We start from the raw sequence: 18646 nt of genomic DNA, 5'->3' as shown, positions 1-18646 counted from the left end.
AAAGATTGTGTCGTCGGTAGTCATGACTCCACTCCGTCCAAGGCGCCCAGCCGCTCCACGGCCGACTCGATCGCGTTCCACGCCGTCTGACCGAGCCCGCAGATCGACGAGTCCCGCATCACCTGCCCGACCTCCCGCAGCAACGCCAGGTCGTCGGCATCGGTGCTCAGCCGCCGGCCGCCGACGATGCGGCTCACCGCCTCCTCCTGCCGCACCGTCCCGATGCGGCACGGCACGCACTGCCCGCACGACTCGTCGCGGAAGAACGACGCGATGCGCAGCAGGAACTTGCCGAGGTCGGCCTGGTCGTCGAGCGCGAGCACGACCCCCGAGCCGAGCGTGGTGCCCGCCGCGCGCGCGTCCTCCATCGTGAGCGGCAGGTCGAGCTCGTCCGGCCGCACGAACCCGCCGGCCGCGCCGCCCAGCAGCACCGCCCGCAGCTCGCGGCCCTCCGGCACACCCCCGGCCAGCTCCAGCAGCTCGCGCAGCGTGGTGCCGAAGGGAACCTCGTACACGCCGGGCTTGCGCACGTTGCCCGACAGGCAGAACAGCTTGGGCCCGGCCGATTTCTCCGTGCCGATCCGCCGGTACGCCGCGTAGCCCTCGGTGAGGATCAGCGGCACGTTCACCAGCGTCTCGACGTTGTTCACCACCGTCGGCTTCCCGAACAGGCCCTGCTCGGTCGGGAACGGCGGCTTCGACCGCGGCTCCCCGCGGAAGCCCTCGATCGAGTTGAAGATCGCCGTCTCCTCGCCGCAGATGTACGCGCCCGCGCCGCGGCGGATCTCGATGTCGAACGAGAACCCCGCGTGGCCCATGATGTCCGTGCCGAGGAAACCGCGTTCGCGCGCGACGTCGATCGCGTTCTGCACCAGCCGGCGCGCTCGCGGATACTCGCCGCGCAGGTAGAGGTAGCCCAGAGTGGCGCCGGTCGCGAAGCCGGCGATGGTCATCGACTCCACCAGCGCGAACGGGTCGCCCTCCAGCAGCACGCGGTCCTTGAACGTGCCGGGCTCGCTCTCGTCGGCGTTGCACACCAGGTAGTGCGGCAGCGCCGGCTGGCTCGCCGCGCCCTGCCACTTGCGCCCGGTCGGGAACGCCGCGCCGCCGCGGCCCATCAGGCCCGCGTCGGTGACCTCGCGAATCACGCCGTTGGGCCCGAGCTGCAGTGCGTTGCGCAGCGCCGCGTACCCGCCGGAGGCGCGATAGTCGTCGAGGCTCTCCGGGTCGACCGCGCCGACCCGGCGCAGCAGCCGCAGCGACTCCCGGTCGGTCTGGTGCAGCACCGGCGCCGCACCGTCCTCCGTGGACGGTGCCCGTCTGGCCGCCAGCACCACGTCCGCGCCGGTGGCCGGGGCGAGCAGCTCGCTGCCCGGCGGGTCACCGGCTTCGAATGCCAGCGCGGCGGGCGCCTTCTCGCACACGCCCAGGCACGGGCTGCGCAGCCACGTCACGCCACCGCGCGCCTTGCCCGCCGGGCCGAGGTGCTCGGTGAGCGTGTCGCACACCGTGTCCGACCCGTTCACGCGGCACGCGAGATCGGTGCACACGTGCACCACCCGCTCCGGGCGCTCGGTGAGCGAGAACAGCGAGTAGAAGCTCGCCACGCCGTACGCGTCGGCCGGCGGCACGTGCAGCGTTTCGCAGATGTAGTTCAGCGCGCCCTGGCTGATCCAGCCCACGCGGTCGTTCACCGCGTGCAGCGCGGGCAGCAGTTGGTCCCGCGCGGAGCCCTCGGGCAGCGCATCGATCGCCGCGCGTTCTTCGAAGGTGGCCTTGGCGTCGAGGAACTGGAGATCCATCCCGGCCCCCTCAGCCCACGACCGCGTCGGCGGGCAGCTTGTCCACGCGAATCGCCGCGGCCTTGTACTCGGCCGTACCCGCCACGGGGTCCGTCGCTTCGATGGTGATCACGTTGACGTCCACCTCGTCCGGGAAGTGGAACGTCATGAACGCCAGCCCCGGCCGCAGCCCCTCGTCGATCCGCACCGGGGCCACGATCGCGCCGCGCCGGGACGAGATCTGCACCAGTTCGTCCTCCGCGACACCCAGGTGCGCGGCGTCCGCCGAGCACAGGTCGAGCGTCTCGCCGCGCCGGCGCGGTGACGGGAACCCGCCGGACTGCACGCCGGTGTTGTACGAGTCCAGCCGCCGGCCGGTGGTCAGGCGCAGCGGGAACTCGTCGTCGAGCACGTCGACCGGCGGGCTGTGGCGCAGCACCGTGAACGGCGCCGGGCGGCCGCGCTCGGCCGGGTCCTCGGCCCACAGCCGCGCGTGCAGGAACGACGGCTCCAGCGTGTCCTCGGTGTAGCACGGCCACTGGATGCCGCCGAGCTCCTCGAGCCGCGCGTAGCTCATGCCGGCGTGGATCGGCGAGAGCGAACGCAGCTCGTCCCACACCTCCCGGCCGTCCTCGCCGCTGTAGTGCCAGTCGTGCCCGAGGCGCCGCGCCAGCTCGCTGAGCAGCTCGATGTCGTCGCGCGCGCCGGCCGGCGGGTTCACCGCCTTGCGCACCCGCTGCACGCGGCGCTCGCTGTTGGTGAAGGTGCCGTCGCTCTCGCACCAGGCCGCCGAAGCCGGCAGCACGACGTCGGCCAGCTGCGCGGTCTTGGTGAGGAAGATGTCCTGCACCACCAGGTGCTCGATGTTCGACAAGCGCTTGATCGTGTGCTCGCAGTCGGCTTCGGACTGCACCGGGTTCTCCCCGATCACGTACACGCAGGTGAGCGTGCCGTCCTCCATCGCCTCGAGCATCTGCGTGAGGTTCTTGCCCTTGTGCGGCGGGATGTGCGAGCCGTACGCGGCGTCGAACTTCGCGCGCACGGCCGGGTCGAGCACGTCCTGGAACCCCGGCAGCCGGTCGGGAATGGCGCCCATGTCGCCGCCGCCCTGCACGTTGTTCTGCCCGCGCAAGGGGTTCAGCCCGGCGCCGTAGCGCCCGACCTGCCCGGCCAGCAGCGACAGGTTGATCAGCGACAGCACGTTGTCGGTGCCGTTGTGGTGCTCGGTGATGCCCAGCGTCCACGACATCTGCCCGCGGTCGGCTCGCGCGTAGGTGTGCGCCAGCTCCTTGATCAGTTCCGCCGGCACCGTGGTCACCTGCTCGGCGACCTCGAGCGTCCACGGTTCCACCGACGCCGCGAACTCCGCGAAGCCCTCGGTGGCGCGCTCGATGAACGTGGTGTTGGCGAGTCCGGAGTGGATGATCTCGCGGGCGATCGCGTTGGCCAGCGGGATGTCGGTGCCGACCTCCAGCTGCAGCTGCCGGTGCGCCCACTTCGCCGTGCTCGTCTGACGCGGGTCCACCACGAAGAGCTTCGCTCCCTTGTGGACGGCCTTGAGCACGTGCTGGAAGAAGATCGGGTGCGCCTCGCGCGGGTTTCCGCCCCAGATCACGATCACGTCGGCGTCTTCGATCTCCGCGTAAGACGACGTGCCGCCCCCGCTGTCGAAGACGCGCGCCAGCCCGGCGACGCTCGGCGCGTGGCAGGTGCGGTTGCACGAGTCCACGTTGTTCGTGCCCATCACCGCGCGGGTGAACTTCTGGGCCACGTAGTTCATCTCGTTCGTGGCCCGGGCGCAGGAGAACATGCCGAAGGCCTCGGGGCCCTTCGTCTCCAGCGTGCGCCGGAACCCCGCGGCGGCGCGGTCGAGCGCCTCTTCCCACGTCGCCGGCCGCAGCACTCCCGAATCCCGGACCAGCGGTTCGGTCAGCCGGGCGTACGGCGTGGTGTCCCTCCTGCGCTTCATGGTGTCTCCTTCGTGGTGGGGTGGGTTCCTAGCCGACCGGCACGGCGGTGGCCGTGCGGTTCAGCAGGCCGATGGCGGCGTGGACGTGGCGCAGCGCGGGCGCGGGCACCCCGGTCAGCTCGGCGAGCTCGACCACCGCGCCGATGATCGCGTCGATCTCCAGCGGCTTGCCCGCTTCGAGGTCCTGCAGCATCGACGTCTTGTGGTGCCCGACGCGCCAGGCGCCGTCGATCCGCTTCTCCACGGAGACCTGGGGATCCGCGCCGGCCGCACGGGCGATGGCGAGGGTTTCGGTCATCATCGTGGCCACGAGCTCACGCGTGTCCTCGTGCTCGCACATCTGCGCCATCGTCGCCCGCGTGAGCGCGCTCAACGGGTTGAAGGCGACGTTGCCCATGAGCTTGACCCAGATGTCGTCACGCAGGTTCGGCTCGACCGGGGCCTTGAGCCCGCCCTCGATCATCGCCTCGGACAGCGCCACGCACCGGGGCGAAACCCCGCCCGCCGGCTCGCCGAGGGAGAACCGGGTGCCTTCGAGGTGCCGGATCACGCCCGGCTCCTCGATCACGGTCGAGCAGTAGACGACGCAGCCGATGGCCCGCTGCACCGCCATCACCCGGCTGGTCTCGCCGTCCGGGTCCACGGTCTCGACTCGCCGGCCCTCCAGCGGATGCCCGCTCAGGCCGTGGAAGTACCACCACGGGATGCCGTTCTGTGCCGCGACGAGCGCGGTGTCCGGTCCCAGCAGTGGTTCGAGCAGCGCACCGCTGCTCGGGTAGGAATGGGCTTTGAGCCCGAGGAAAACGAAGTCGACCGGGCCGATCTCGGCCGGGTCGTCGGTCACGTGGGGACGCGCGGTGAAGTCGCCGCGGGGACTGAGCACCCGCACTCCGTGTTCGCGCATCGCCTCGAGGTGCGCCTTGCGCGCGACCAGATGGACCTCGGTGCCGCCTCGGTGCATGGCCGCACCCACGTAGGCGCCGATAGCGCCCGCGCCCAGAACAGCAACCCGCATGGTGTGCCTCCCGCTCGGTCGAACACAGCGATTGCATACAGTATCCCGAGAATCCGCCTGACACCAGAATCCGGTGATGGGATTCGCCGATGACACCCGGGCGGAGCAGGCGGACCCGATACTGATTGTCATTTCAGGGGTGCCGGATTGATCCACTTCGGGTGAGATCCAGACCACAGAGTGAAGAGTTGGGATTTTGCATACCAAAACCTGTATTCTGGGTTCAGCTCCGGTAAGTCACCGCTTTTCGGCGGACTCCGGGCTCGCGAACAGACCACAGACCGCCCGCGTTTCCCGGATCAAGAGGTGCCCCGTGACCCAGACCGCCTCTCCCCTGCCCGAGCGCGGGCCCACCGGTCGGCGCACGGCCAAGGGGTCCCTCGCGGCCAAGTCGGCCCAGCGGGTGGAGCGGCCGGCGCCGCTGCGCCAGGTCGTGTACGACGCGCTGGCGGAGCTGATCATCAACCGCACGCTCGAGCCCGGTCAGCACCTGGTGGAGGCCGATCTGGCCGAGTACCTCGGCGTGAGCCGCCAGCCCGTGCGCGAAGCCTTGCAGCGCCTGCAGACCGAGGGCTGGGTCGACCTGCGGCCCGCGCAGGGCGCCTTCGTGCACATGCCCACCGACGAGGAAGCCGACCAGCTGCTCGGCGTACGCGCGGTCCTGGAGACCCACTCGGCCCGCCTGGCCGCCACCTGCGCCACCGAGGCGGACGTGGCCCGGCTCTGGGAACTGCAGAACGCCGGGCTCGAAGCGCTGGCCGCCGACGACAGCGAAGGCCTGGTCTCGGCCAACGCCGACCTGCACGCCTTCCTCACCGAGCTCACCGGCAACGCCGTGCTCGCCGAGCTGATCGGGCTCGTCGACCGCCGCGTGCGCTGGTACTACACGCCGATCGCCCGGCCCCGCGGCCACGACGCCTGGCACGAGCACGCCGAGCTGATCGAGGCCGTCGCGGCGCACGAGGTCGACAAGGCGGAGAAGATCATGGCCCACCACACGGAACGCACGCGCCAGGCGTTCCACGAGCGGCCCGAAGCAGCCCGGGAGTGAGGGGGCGGGCGTCAGCCGCCCCCTCACTCCCGGGCCCTGTACCGAAAACCCCCGGCAAGCGTCAGCTGCCGGCGGCCCCGGCGGCCGGCGAAGCCTCGGCGACCACGGCCTGCTCCGAGGCCGTCGGGCCGCTGCGGCGACCCGGCTGGCGCAGGAACAGCACCATGAACGCCGACAGCAGCGCGATGCAGCCGGCCAGCACGTACGCACCGGTGTAGCCCCACGCGGCGATCACGCCCGCCGCCAGACCACCGCCGCCGACACCGCCGATGAGCTTGGCGCTGTACACGAGGCCGTAGTTGGTGGCGTTGTGGTTCTCGCCGAAGTAGTCCGGCACGAGCGCGGCGAACAGCGGGTAGAACGCGCCGCTGCCGAACCCGGTCAGGACCGCGAACACCATGAACCAGAACAGGCTGTGCGTGTTGCCCGACCACATCACGCCGAACTGCGCGACCGCGGCGATCACGAGCACCCAGAACAGCGTCTGCTTGCGGCCGATGCGGTCCGACGCCCAGCCGACCAGGCCGCGGCCGACGCCGTTCACGATCGCGAGGATGCCGGCCGAGGAGGCCGCCACGAACGCACCGAAGTGGCTCTCCTCGGCGAAGGGCACCTGGAAGTTGATGCCGAACAACGACACACCGCCGATCACGATCAGCGTGACCCACATCAGCGGGAGCATGCCGGTCTTGATCGCTTCCATCGGCGTGAACTGCCGGACGGCCGGCGGGTTCTTCTCCAGGCTCTTCGCGTTGCCGGTCGCCTTGCCCTTGAGCCAGGCGATCGGGTCGACCTCGGCGGGCCACCAGTTCTTCGGCGGGTCCTTGAACAGGAACCCGCAGATCCCGACGACCAGCAGCATGTAGAGGCCGATGGCGTCGAGCGTGATGGTCAGGTTCTCGTGCCCGAGGAACGCGCTGAACAGGTAGATGAACGGCACCGAACCGTAGGCGAAGCCGCCGTTCACGAAGCCGGTGCGGGCACCGCGCTTCTCGGGGTACCACTTGCCGACCATGTTGATGCAGGTGGCGTAGACCAATCCGGCCCCGGTGCCGCCGAGCACCGAGTACCCGATGAAGGCGAGCACCAGGTTCCCGCTGTGCGCGATGGTGAAGTAGCCGATCCCGGAACAGACGGCGCCGATGAGCATGGCGGTCTTGGCCGAGACGATGTTCTTCTCGCGCAGCCGGCCGGCCGGGAACGCGACCCCGGCCTGGAACACGGCCCAGATGCTGGCCAGCCAGAACGCGTCCGACAAGGACCAGCCGTACTTCTCTTCGAGCGTGCCTTCGACGGCTCCCCAGCCGTACTCGAACACACTCACCGCCATCATGGCGATCCACGGCAGCCAGACCATGAATGCGCGTGAGCGGCCCATGATGTCTCTGGGACTCTCACCGATCCGGTACTTGCGGCCGTTGTCGTCGACGATCTCCTGGTACGTCGGTAGGGCTGCGGTCATGAGAGTTCTCTTTCGTCAACGTTGACTTGGGTTCCCTCTGAGTGGGGTGGCTCCTGTCCCCCGCCGGGCGCGACCGCGCGCGCCCGGCGTTTCGTGCGTGTCTCCCGTCCCCCGCGTCACCGACGGCTAGGTGTCCGGCAAGATACGCCTCCTTCCTTCTCGCCGGAAGTGATCAACCGAGCAGACCGGCCGACCTCGCCCAGCGGTACTTGGCACCGAGCACCGCCACGGGCTTCTCGGTCGTGTAGGGGTAGGCGACGATCCCGTTGGCGTAGAGGTGGTCGCTCGCGGCCTCCACCTCGACGTCCCCGGACAGCGACGCCACCACCGGCTTGTGGATCCCCTTGCGGCGGAACTCCTCGACGACGTCGACGACGAGTTCCGCGAACACCATCGGCGGCGTGACGATCGTGTGCCAGTAGCCGAGGATCAAGGAGTGGATGCGCTCGTCGGAGAGGCCGAGGGCGATCGTGTTGCGGTAGGTCGACGGCGGCTCGCCACCCGTGATGTCCACCGGGTTGCCGGCCGCGCCGAACGGCGGGATGAACTTCCGGAACGCCACGTCGAGGTCGTCGGGGATCTCCATCAGCGACAGGCCGTTGTCCACGCAGGCGTCGGACAGCAGCACGCCCGAGCCGCCGGCGCCGGTGATGATCACGACGTTCTCGCCCTTCGGCGTGGGCAGCAGCGGGATGCCGCGGGCGTACTCGAGCATGTCGTTGAGCCCCGGCGCCCGGATCACGCCGCTCTGGCGCAGGATGTCGTCGTAGACCTTGTCGTTGCCGGCCAGCGCGCCGGTGTGCGAGCTCGCCGCCTTGGCGCCCTGCGAGGTGCGCCCGGCCTTGAGCACGATCACCGGCTTCTTCGCCGACACGCGCTTGGCGGTCTCGGCGAACGAGCGGCCGTCCTTGAGGTCTTCGAGGTGCATCGCGACGAGCTGGGTGTTGTCGTCGTTCTCGAAGAAGGTGAGCAAGTCGTCCTCGTCGATGTCCGCCTTGTTGCCCACGCCCACGATGGACGACACGCCCATGCCCGCCGACCGGCTGAAGCCGAGGATCGCCATGCCGATGCCGCCGCTCTGCGAGGAGAGCGCGACACCGCCCTTGACGTCATAGGGCGTGCAGAACGTCGCCGACAGGTTTTCCGGGGTGTAGTAGTAGCCGTAGATGTTCGGCCCGAGGATGCGCACGCCGTGCTTGCGCGCGATCGCCACGACCTGGTTCTGCAGCTCGATCTCGCCGGTCTCGCCGAAGCCGGAAGGGATCAGGATCGCCCCGGCCACGCCTTTCGCCCCGGCCTCTTCCAGCGCGGCCGACACGAACTTCGCCGGGATGGCGAACACCGCGACGTCCACGTCACCGGGTACGTCGGCGATGCTGGCGTAGGCCTTGCGGTCGAGGATCTCCGACGCCTTGGGGTTGATCGGGTAGATCTCCCCCGCGTAGCCGCCGTTGACGAGGTTCTTCATGACCGAGTTGCCGATCTTGCCGTCCTCGGCCGAAGCCCCGATCACCGCGATCGCGGCCGGCTTCATGATCCGGTTCATGGACGCGAGGATCTCGTCCTGCGTGAACCGCACCGGCTCCTTCGCCGCTTCCGGGTCGACCAGGATGCGCACGTCGACCGCGGTGGCGCCGCCGGCCGTGGCGAGCACCGGGTTGAGGTCGACCTCGGCGAGCTGCGGGAAGTCGGTGACCAGCTGCGAGAGCCGGGTGATGATGCCGGTGAGGGCCGCCTTGTCCACTGCCTCGGCACCGCGCACTCCGTTGAGGATCTCGGCGGCGGCGATGCCGTCCACCATGGACAGTGCCTCGGCCTCGCTGGTCGGGGCGAGGCGGAAGGTCACGTCCTTGAGTACCTCGACGAGCACCCCGCCGAGCCCGAAGGCCACGATCTTGCCGAAGGTCTGGTCGGTGACCGACCCGATGATCACCTCCTGGCCGGTGGTCAGCATCTGCTGCACCTGCACCCCGACGATCACCGCGTTCTCGTTGTAGGCCTTGGCGTTGGCCAGGATCGTGGCGTAGCCCTCGGCCACCTGCTCGGCCGTGCGCAGGCCCACGAGCACGCCGCCGGCCTCCGTCTTGTGCAGGATGTCGGGCGACACGATCTTCAGCACCACCGGCAGGCCGATCTCCTGCGCCTGCGCCACGGCCTCGTCGGCCGAGGTCGCGAGCCGTTCGGCCGGGGTGGGGATGTCGTAGGCCTCGCACACCGCGCGGCCTTCGGGAGCGGTGAGGGACGAGCGCCCCTCGGCCGCCGCCTGCGCCAGGATCTTCTCGACCGCTTCGCGGCCGGTTCCCGTGGTCATCCAGCTTCTCCTTAGATCACGCCTGCGGTGCGCAGCCGCTCGAGGTCGTCGCCCGTGTAGCCGAGCTCGTTCAGCACTTCGCCGTTGTGCTCGCCCAGCAGCGGCGAACGCTCGATGTCCACCGGGGAGTCCGACAGCTTCAGCGGGCAGCCCACGGTCTTGAACTTCCCGCGCTCGGGGTGGTCGACCTCGACCACGGTGCCGAGCTCGGCCAGCGTCTCGTCCTCGATGAGCTCCTTCGTGGACAGGATCGGGCCGCACGGGATGTTGTGGGCGTTGAGCTTCTCCATGACCTCCCACTTGGTGTGGCGCTCGGTCCACTGCTCCACGAGCGCGAACACCTTGTCCAGTTTGGACAGCCGGGCCTCGGGGGTGGCCCACTCCGGGTCCTCGGCGAGCTCGGGCTGGCCGAGCAGCTCGGTGAGCGGCTGCCAGCCGACCGGCTGGATGATCACGTAGATGTAGTCGTTGGGACCACCGGGCGCGCAGCGCACCGCCCAGCCGGGCTGGCCGCCACCGGAGGCGTTGCCCGAGCGCGGCACCTCGTCGCCGAACACCTCGTTGGGGTACTCGCCGAGCGGGCCGTGGGTGAGGCGCTGCTGGTCGCGCAGCTTCACGCGGCAGAGGTTGAGCACCGCGTCCTGCATGGCCACCTGCACGCGCTGCCCGCGGCCGCTGTTGGTGCGCTGGTACAGCGCGGCGAGCATCGCGGCCACCAGGTGGATGCCGGTGCCGGAGTCACCGATCTGCGCGCCGGTCGCGGTGGGCGGGCCCTCCTCGAAGCCGGTGGTGCTCATCGAGCCGCCCATGGCCTGGGCGATGACCTCGTAGGCCTTGAAATCGGCGTAGCGCCCGGGTCCGAAGCCCTTGATGGAGGCGTAGATCAGCCGTTCGTTGATCTCCTGCAGCTTCTCCCAGGAGAAGCCGAAGCGGTCGACCACGCCGGGGCCGAAGTTCTCCACCAGGATGTCCACACTGGACACCAGCTTGGTGAAGATCTCTTTGCCCTCGTCGCTCTTCATGTTCAGGGTGATGCTGCGCTTGTTCCCGTTGAGCATCGTGAAGTAGAGACTGTCCACCCCGGGCAGGTCCCGCAGCTGGCCGCGGGTGATGTCACCGCGGCCGGGTGTCTCCACCTTGATCACGTCCGCGCCCAGCCAGGCGAGGATCTGGGTCGACGACGGTCCCGACTGGACATGGGTCATGTCGAGGACGCGGACGCCTTCGAGTGCCTTTCCCATTTTTCCTGCCTCCCGGCTACTTGTACATCGTCTGGTTCATGGTTCCCGGGGCGTACGCGTCCGGGTCGACCCAGACGTTGATCAGCGACGGCTTGCCCGACTCCCGGGCGCGCTGCAGGGCCGGCGCGATGTCGGCGGGGTCGCGGACCTCTTCGCCGTAGCCGCCCAGCATGCGGGCGAACTCGTCGTAGCGGACGTCGCCGAGGGTGTTGCCGATGCGCTCGCGGCCCAGGCCGTACTTCTGCGCCTGGCCGTAGCGGATCTGGTTCATCGAGGAGTTGTTGCCGACGATCCCGACGAAGGGCAGGTTGAACCGCACCAGCGTCTCGAAGTCCCAGCCGGTGAGGGAGAACGCGCCGTCGCCGAAGAGCGCGACGACCTCCTTGTCCGGGCGGGCGTGCTTCGCGGCCATCACGAAGGGGATGCCGACGCCGAGCGTGCCGAGGGGACCCGGGTCCATCCAGTGGCCCGGCGACTTCGGCTGCACGACCTGGCCGGAGAAGGTGACGATGTCGCCGCCGTCGCCGATGTAGATCGAGTCCTCCGTGAGGAACTCGTTGATCTCGTGCACGAGCCGGTACGGGTGGATCGGGTTGGCGTCGGAGTGCTGCTGCGGCAGCCTCTTCTCCTTCGCTTTCTCCTCCACCGCGCGCAGCTCTTCGAGCCACGGCTTGCGGGCCGGCGCGCCGTTGTCGACGCGGCCCGACGCCGCCTGCGTCACCCCGGCGAGGATCTGGCCGGCGTCGCCGACGAGGCCCAGGTCGATGTCGCGGTTCTTGCCGACGGTCTTGTAGTCGAGGTCGATCTGCACCACGGTGGCCTCGGGCGAGAGCCGCTTGCCGTAGCCCATGCGGAAGTCGAACGGCGTGCCGACGATCACGATCACGTCGGCGTTGTCGAACGCGTAGCGGCGCGAAAGCTGGAAGTGGTGCGGGTCGCCCGGCGGCAGCGTGCCGCGGCCCGCGCCGTTCATGTACGCGGGGATGTTCAGCGTGCGCACGAGCTCCGTCGCCGGCTCGGCCGCGCGGGTCGTCCAGACCTGGCTGCCCAGCAGGATCACCGGCTTCTTGGCGTGCACCAGCAGGTCGGCGAGCTTCTCGATGTCGGCGGGGTCACCGGCGCTGCGGGTGGACGCGCGGTAGCGGCCCGCCTCGGGGATCCGGGCGGCCGAGAGCGGCACCCGGGCGTCGAGCACGTCGCGCGGGATCTCCAGGAACGCCGGGCCGGGGGCGCCCGCCAGGGACTCGCGGAACGCCATCGACACGAGGTCGGCCGCGCGGGCGGTCGAGGGCACGGTCGCGGCGAACTTCGTGATCGGGGTCATCATGTCCACGTGCGGCAGGTCCTGCAGTGAGCCCATCTTGTGCTGGCTCAGCGCGCCCTGGCCGCCGATCAGCAGCATCGGGCTCTCGGCGCGCAGCGCGTTGGCCACGCCCGTGACCGCGTCGGTGGTGCCCGGGCCCGCCGTGACGACCGCGCAGCCGGGCCGGCCGGTGATCCGCGCGTAGCCGTCGGCGGCGTGCGCGGCCACCTGCTCGTGGCGTACGTCGATGACGTTGATGCCCTCGTCGACGCAGCCGTCGTAGATGTCGATGATGTGGCCGCCGCACAGCGTGAAGATCGTGTCGACACCCTCGGCCTTGAGCGCCTTGGCCACCAGGTGCCCGCCGGAGATCGTGTCCGAGGCCGGCTGGCCGCCGTTCGTCGCAGGGGCGGCCCGGTCCTTGTCGACGTTCTGGCCGGTCGTGGTTGGCGCCATTGCTCAACTCCTCTGGTCTCACGCCGGACCTCTCTGATCCGGGCGCTCGTTCCGGTGCGCTCCGAAGTTGCGCACTGCGCTTTGTGCGCACTGCCTCCGTCCACAGCCGTGGCGAAGGACATCCCTCCAGGTCAGCGGCACCTTCGTCGAAAACTGTAGATTGCATACCGTATGAGGTAGGCATTAGGATTACTCTCCGAGCGACCCGCTGTCCAGGGCCATCCGCACGTTTTTCCGCAGGTTTTTTCCCCGGACCCGGTGCGGCTGACGGCCACCCGAGCGGCCCCTTTCGTCCCCCAGTCCCGTTCGCGGCCCACCCGGGCCCGGCAGGAAGGACTCCGATGGATCTCTTCGAACACGAGGCGCGCGAGCTGTTCTCCTCGCACGGCGTACCGGTCCCCCGCGGCCGCGTGGCCACGAGCCCGGAGGAAGCGCGCGCGGCCGCCGTGGTGATCGGTGGCACCGTGGTGGTGAAGGCACAGGTGAAGACCGGCGGGCGCGGCAAGGCCGGCGGGGTGAAGCTCGCCGCCTCGCCCGACGACGCCGAACAGGTCGCCGACGACATCCTGGGCATGGACATCAAGGGCCACACCGTGCACAAGGTGCTGGTGACCGAGGCGAGCGAGATCGCCGAGGAGTACTACGTGTCCTACCTGCTCGACCGCGCCGAGCGCACCTTCCTCGCGATGGCGTCGGTGGCCGGCGGCATGGAGATCGAGGAGGTCGCGGCCACGCGGCCCGAGGCGCTCGCGAAGGTGCCGGTCGACGCGCTCGCCGGCGTCGACCGGGCCAAGGCCGCCGAGATCGTGGCCGCGGCGCGGTTCCCGGCCGAGGTGGCCGACGACATCGCCGACGCGCTCGTGCGCCTCTGGGAGGTCTTCGTGGCCGAGGACGCCACGCTCGTGGAGGTCAACCCGTTGGCCCGCACCAAGAGCGGCGCGGTGATCGCGCTCGACGGCAAGGTCACCCTCGACGCCAACGCCGAGTTCCGCCACGCCGACCACGCCGCGTTCGCCGACCCGAACGCCGGTGACCCGCTGGAGCGCGAAGCCGCCGAGCAGGGCCTCAACTACGTGAAGCTCGAGGGCGACATCGGCGTGATCGGCAATGGCGCCGGCCTGGTCATGTCCACCTTGGACGTGGTCGCCGCCGCGGCCGCGCAGGTCGGCGCGCGCGGGCCCGCGAACTTCCTCGACATCGGCGGCGGCGCGTCGGCCGCGGTGATGTCGGCCGGGCTCGGCGTGATCCTCGGCGACCCGGACGTGCGCAGCGTGTTCGTGAACGTGTTCGGCGGCATCACCGCGTGCGACGCGGTGGCCGACGGCATCGTGCAGGCGCTGGAGATCCTCGGCACGCGCGCCACGAAACCGCTCGTGGTGCGCCTCGACGGCAACAACGTGGCCGAGGGCCGGCGGATCCTCGCCGACGCCGCCCACCCGCTCGTGACCGTGGTCGAGACCATGGACGACGCCGCCCTCGAGGCGGCCAAGCTCGCGACCGTTCCTGCTAGTGCGGAGGCCTGAGAAGTGGCGATCTTCCTCGACGAGAACAGCCGTGTCGTCGTGTCCGGCATGACCGGTGCCGAAGGCATGAAGCACACCAAGCGGATGCTGGCCGCGGGCACGAACGTGGTCGGCGGCGTGAACCCGCGCAAGGCCGGGCAGAAGGTGGCCGTCGGCGAGCACGAGCTGCCGGTGTTCGGCGGCGTCGCCGAAGCGATGGCCGAGACCGGCGCCGACGTGGTGGTGCTCTTCGTACCGCCGCCGTTCGTGAAGGACGCGGTGATCGAGGCCGTCGACGCCGGGATCGGCCTGGCCGTGGTGATCACGGAGGGCGTGCCGGTGCACGACTCCGCGGTGTTCTGGGCGCACGCGGTGGCCCAGGGCGGCAAGACGCGGATCATCGGCCCGAACTGCCCCGGCATCGTCTCCCCCGGCCGGTCCAACGCCGGCATCATCCCCGCCGACATCACCGGCCCCGGCCGCATCGGGCTGGTGTCGAAGTCGGGCACGCTCACCTACCAGCTGATGCACGAGCTGCGCGACATCGGCTTCTCCACCTGCGTGGGCATCGGCGGCGACCCGGTGATCGGCACCACCCACATCGACGCCGTCGAGGCGTTCGAGAAGGACCCGGACACCGACGTGATCGTGCTGATCGGCGAGATCGGCGGCGACGCCGAGGAACGCGCGGCGGCCTACGTGCGGGAGAACGTGAGCAAGCCCGTGGTCGGGTACGTCGCGGGGTTCACCGCGCCGGAGGGCAAGACGATGGGCCACGCCGGCGCCATCGTCTCGGGCTCGGCCGGCACCGCCGCGGCGAAGAAGGCGGCGCTGGAGGCGGCGGGCATCCGGGTGGGGCGCACGCCGAGCGAGACCGCGCGCCTGGTGCGCGAGGTCCTCGCGGGCACGCCGTGACCGTGGGCGAGACCGACGCGCTGGTCGCCAACGCCGGGCGCTACCACCGCGGCCTCGACCACAGCCGGCTGGCGAAGCGGCCGCGCCGGCGCGTGGCGGTGGTGGCCTGCATGGACGCGCGGTTCAGCGTGTACCGGCTGCTCGGACTGGAGGAGGGCGACGCGCACGTGATCCGCAACGCCGGCGGCGCCGTGACCGACGACGCGATCCGGTCGCTCGCGGTGAGCCAGCGGCTGCTGGGTACCCGGGAGATCATCCTCGTCCACCACGAGGACTGCGGCATGCGAACCTTCACGGACACGGAGTTCGCCCGCCAGGTCGAGGAAGGCACCGGGATCCGGCCGCCGTGGTCGGCCGAGGCGTTCACCGACGCCGGGCAGGACGTGCGCCAGTGCCTGCGCCGGGTGCGCAGCAGTCCGTTCCTGCCGCACACCGCGTCGGTGCGAGGGTTCGTGTACGACGAACGGACCGGGGCGATGACCGAGGTCGGCGCCGTGGTCCGGCCGGACTAGGAGGTACACCATGCACCGGGGATGGGCCGAGGCCCGCCGGATCGCCCGCGACGCGGTGAAGCCGCTCGAGGCGGTGGAGCTGCCGTTGTCCGAAGCGCTGGGCCGGGCGCTGGCGAGCCCGGTCCGTGCCCTGGTGCCGATGCCGGCGTACGACAACTCCGCGATGGACGGGTACGCCGTCGCCGGGCCCGGACCGTGGACCGTGGTGGGCGCGGTCCGGGCCGGTGGCGCGGCCTACGCCGGAGTGCTCGCGCACGGCACGGCGCTGGAGATCGCCACCGGCGCTCCCGTGCCGGCCGGCACGCGAGCGGTGCTGCCGGTCGAGCACGCCGTCCACAGTGGACGGCGGGTGAGCGGGCAGGTGGTCACCGGCAAGCACGTGCGCCGCCGCGGCGAGGACTGTCCGGAAGGCGAAGAGCTGCTGGCCACTTCGAACACCGTCACGGCCGCGGTGCTCGGCGCGGCCGCGGCGGTGGGCCACGACACGCTGCTGGTGCACCGCCGGCCGCGGGTCTCGGTGGTGGTGACCGGCGACGAGGTGCAGACTTCCGGCGTGCCGGCGCCGGGCCGCGTGCGCGACGCGATCGGGCCGCTGCTGCCGGGGCTGCTGCGGGCCGCCGGTGCCGACGAGCACGGCCTCGTGCGGCTCGCCGACCGGCCCGACGCTCTCACCGCCGCCTTGACGGACGACGACGCGGACGTGGTCGTGGTCTGCGGCGCCACCTCGAAGGGGCCGGCCGATCACCTGCGCGGTGTGCTGCGGGCGCTGCTGGCCGACGTGCGGGTGGACGGCGTCGCGGTGCGGCCCGGGCACCCGCAACTGCTCGCGGTGCTGCCCGACGGCCGGTGCGTGGTCGGGCTGCCCGGCAACCCGTTCGCGGCGCTCGGGGCCGGGCTGACGTTGCTCGAACCGCTGCTGCGCGAGCTGGGTGGGCACCGCGTGGCGCCGCCGGTCACCGGCTGGGCCGCGGCGCCGCTGCCCGGGCACGCGAGCGACACGCGGCTCGTGCCCGTGGTGCGTTCGGGCGGCGACGTGACGCCGGTGGGCCACGACCGGCCGGGTTCGCTGTGGGGCGCCGCGCTCGCCGACGCCCTGGCCGTGGTGCCACCGGGGTGGCGAGGCGGTGACGTCGAGCTGCTGCCCCTGCCCTGACCCCGGCGACCGGGGTGTGCCGACTGAAGTGACGACGGGAGAGCGGATGGACCTGCGGCAGCTGGAGATCGTCGTCGCGGTCGCCGAGGAGGGCGGGTTCACCGCCGCGGCGCACCGCCTGCACACCGTGCAGTCGACGGTGTCCACGGTGGTCCGCGCGCTCGAACGCGACCTCGGCACGGCGCTGTTCGAACGCACCACCCACCGCGTGGCGCTGACCCCGGCGGGCCGGGCGTTCCTGCCCGCCGCGCGCGCCGCGCTGAAAGCCGCCGAACACGCCCGCGCGACCGTGGACGGCGCCCGCTGGAAGCTCACCGGGCGCGTGCGGATCGGCGTGATGCCCGGTGCGTGGCCCGATCCGCACCACGCCCTGGCGGCCCTGCGCCGCGAACACCCCGGCGTGCAGGTGCAGGTGCTCATGGTTCCGCCGCGACAGCTGCGCACGGTCGTGCGGGAGTCCTCTGTGGACGCGCTGGTCGCGGTGGAGGACTGCGTGGCCGGCGAAGGCCTGGTGAGCCGGCCGTTGCGGCGCGAAGCCATGGTACTGCTCACGCCGGCCGGTGATCGCGGCGCCGACCGGCCGGTCAGCGCGGCCGACGCGGCGGCGTCCGCCGTGATCGACTTCGCGCCGGGCTGGGCCAACCGCGAGGCCACCGACCGCGCGTTCCAGACCGCCCAGGTGCGCCGCACGGTGGCCCACGAGGTCACCGACGTGGCGGCCGCGGCGGAGCTGGTGCGCCACGACCTCGGCGCGTGCATCCTGCCCGCGTCCGTCGCCGCGCGGTTCCCCGATCTCACGCCCCGCTCGTTCAGCCGCGGCGGCCCCACGTGGCACATCGCCGTGACCCGGCCGGCCGGTGATCCGCCGCCGGTCGTGGCGGCCGTGCTGCGGCACCTGACCTGACGCCGCAAGGTCTTTCCCGGTCGTGCCCGGGCTGCCATGATGAGATGTGCTGCTACGCCAACTGGAGTACCTCGTCGCGCTCGCACGAGAACGCCACTTCGCCCGCGCCGCCGACGCCTGTCACGTGTCGCAACCCTCGCTCTCGGCCGCGATCCGGAAGCTGGAGCACGAGCTGGGCGCGCCGATCGTGCGCCGCGGGCGCCGGTTCGAGGGCCTCACCCCCGAAGGCGAGCGCGTGCTGCTGTGGGCGCACCGGATCCTCGCCGAGTGCGACGGCCTGCGCCAGGACCTCTCCACGATGCGCAGCAGCCTCTCCGGCGTGCTGCGCGTGGGCACGATCCCGACCTCGCTCACGGCCGCGACGCTGCTCACCACCCCGTTCTGCGAACGGCACCCGCACGCCCGCGTGACGCTGGAATCCTTGCCGTCAAGGGAGATCACCCGCCGGCTCGCGGAGTACGAGCTGGACATCGCGCTGACCTATGTGGACGACGAGGAGCTCGGCGCGGTCCGGACCTTCCCGCTCTACGAGGAGCGCTACCTGCTGCTGACCCCGCGCGACGGTGAGCTCGCCGGGCGCCAGCTGGTGCGCTGGGCCGAGGTCGCCACGGTGCCGCTGTGCCTGCTCGGCCAGCAGATGCGCAACCGGCGCATCCTCGACACGTTCTTCGCCGACGCCGGCGCGTCGGTGGTCCCGGCCATCGAGACCGACACCGTGTCGGGTCTCTACGCGCACGTCGCCTCGCGCCGCTGGTCGAGCGTGATCTCCCACGCCTGGCTGCACATGTTCGGCGTGCCACCGGGAATGCGCGTGGTGCCACTGGAAGCGCCGGCGCAGCCGCCGCAGATCGGGCTCGTGATGGCCGATCGCGACCCCGAGCCCATCCTCGCCCGCGCGCTGCTCGAGGTGACCCCTCAGGTCGACGTGCGCGGGGTGCTCGAACGCGTGCTCGCGGGGTTCCTCGCGCCGGTGCGATAGCCGGGGCCTATCTCGGCATAGGCACTAACGCTTTGACCCCCTCCACCCCGCGGAGGAGGGTAGAAGTCGTTAGCTGCCAACGAAAAACCTCG

General features: G+C 71.0%; 14 protein-coding genes. 7 read left to right on the top strand and 7 right to left on the bottom strand.

The features are described 5' to 3' along the window. Positions 1–20 precede the first annotated feature (20 nt). From VSH64_RS12170 to VSH64_RS12160, 3 genes are read right to left on the bottom strand one after another with little or no spacing between them, the layout of a single operon-like run. Positions 21–1802 (bottom strand): NAD(P)H-dependent oxidoreductase subunit E, encoded by a 1782-nt coding sequence (locus VSH64_RS12170; protein WP_326835668.1) that lies wholly within the window; start codon positions 1800–1802, stop codon positions 21–23. A 10-nt stretch (positions 1803–1812) separates the two neighbouring features. Continuing rightward, complete coding sequence (locus tag VSH64_RS12165; protein ID WP_326835667.1) at positions 1813–3750, bottom strand: molybdopterin oxidoreductase family protein; 1938 nt, start codon at positions 3748–3750, stop codon at positions 1813–1815. 28 nt (positions 3751–3778) lie between these two features. Further along, the gene (locus VSH64_RS12160; protein ID WP_326835666.1) at positions 3779–4765 is read right to left on the bottom strand and encodes a 2-dehydropantoate 2-reductase; all 987 of its coding nucleotides are present in this window, start codon (positions 4763–4765) and stop codon (positions 3779–3781) included. Positions 4766–5078: 313 nt separating this feature from the next. Here VSH64_RS12160 and VSH64_RS12155 point away from each other — a divergent pair, with 313 nt between their 5' ends. Next, positions 5079–5816 carry a GntR family transcriptional regulator gene (locus VSH64_RS12155; protein ID WP_326835665.1) on the top strand — a complete coding sequence of 246 codons (738 nt, stop codon included), beginning with the start codon at positions 5079–5081 and terminating at the stop codon, positions 5814–5816. 61 nt (positions 5817–5877) lie between these two features. On the opposite strand, the gene VSH64_RS12150 is transcribed toward VSH64_RS12155, so the two are convergent. The 4 genes from VSH64_RS12150 to VSH64_RS12135 all read right to left on the bottom strand — a co-directional run bounded on the left by VSH64_RS12150 (position 5878) and on the right by VSH64_RS12135 (position 12589). Next, positions 5878–7278, bottom strand: a complete 1401-nt coding sequence (locus tag VSH64_RS12150) for an OFA family MFS transporter (RefSeq protein WP_326835664.1) — start codon at positions 7276–7278, stop codon at positions 5878–5880. A 172-nt stretch (positions 7279–7450) separates the two neighbouring features. Next, complete coding sequence (locus VSH64_RS12145; RefSeq protein WP_326835663.1) at positions 7451–9589, bottom strand: acetate--CoA ligase family protein; 2139 nt, start codon at positions 9587–9589, stop codon at positions 7451–7453. A gap of 11 nt (positions 9590–9600) precedes the next feature. Continuing rightward, the gene (gene frc / locus VSH64_RS12140) at positions 9601–10830 is read right to left on the bottom strand and encodes a formyl-CoA transferase (RefSeq protein ID WP_326835662.1); all 1230 of its coding nucleotides are present in this window, start codon (positions 10828–10830) and stop codon (positions 9601–9603) included. 16 nt (positions 10831–10846) lie between these two features. Beyond that, entirely contained in the window at positions 10847–12589 is a 1743-nt protein-coding gene (locus VSH64_RS12135) for a thiamine pyrophosphate-binding protein (protein ID WP_326835661.1), read from the bottom strand. 341 nt (positions 12590–12930) lie between these two features. On the opposite strand from VSH64_RS12135, the gene sucC reads away from it, so the two are divergent. Genes sucC through VSH64_RS12105 form a run of 6 tightly spaced genes read left to right on the top strand, consistent with a single transcriptional unit; the run spans position 12931 to position 18554 of the window. Continuing rightward, the gene (gene sucC, locus VSH64_RS12130) at positions 12931–14112 is read left to right on the top strand and encodes an ADP-forming succinate--CoA ligase subunit beta (RefSeq protein WP_326835660.1); all 1182 of its coding nucleotides are present in this window, start codon (positions 12931–12933) and stop codon (positions 14110–14112) included. Positions 14113–14115: 3 nt separating this feature from the next. Then, positions 14116–15006 (top strand): succinate--CoA ligase subunit alpha, encoded by an 891-nt coding sequence (gene sucD / locus VSH64_RS12125; protein WP_326835659.1) that lies wholly within the window; start codon positions 14116–14118, stop codon positions 15004–15006. Continuing rightward, complete coding sequence (locus VSH64_RS12120) at positions 15003–15518, top strand: beta-class carbonic anhydrase (RefSeq protein WP_326835658.1); 516 nt, start codon at positions 15003–15005, stop codon at positions 15516–15518. The genes sucD and VSH64_RS12120 overlap by 4 nt, the downstream gene beginning before the upstream one ends. Positions 15519–15528: 10 nt before the next feature. Then, positions 15529–16671 (top strand): molybdopterin molybdotransferase MoeA, encoded by a 1143-nt coding sequence (locus VSH64_RS12115; RefSeq protein ID WP_326835657.1) that lies wholly within the window; start codon positions 15529–15531, stop codon positions 16669–16671. A 28-nt stretch (positions 16672–16699) separates the two neighbouring features. Then, on the top strand, positions 16700–17575 hold the full coding sequence (locus tag VSH64_RS12110; RefSeq protein WP_326835656.1) for a LysR family transcriptional regulator: 876 nt from the start codon (positions 16700–16702) through the stop codon (positions 17573–17575). Between the two features lie 46 nt (positions 17576–17621). After that, complete coding sequence (locus VSH64_RS12105; RefSeq protein WP_326835655.1) at positions 17622–18554, top strand: LysR family transcriptional regulator; 933 nt, start codon at positions 17622–17624, stop codon at positions 18552–18554. Positions 18555–18646: the final 92 nt, after the last annotated feature.

This window comes from Amycolatopsis rhabdoformis (genome assembly GCF_035918295.1).
GTDB classification, from domain to species: Bacteria; Actinomycetota; Actinomycetes; order Mycobacteriales; family Pseudonocardiaceae; genus Amycolatopsis; species Amycolatopsis rhabdoformis.
This window is presented reverse-complemented; position numbering and strand designations above follow the sequence as displayed.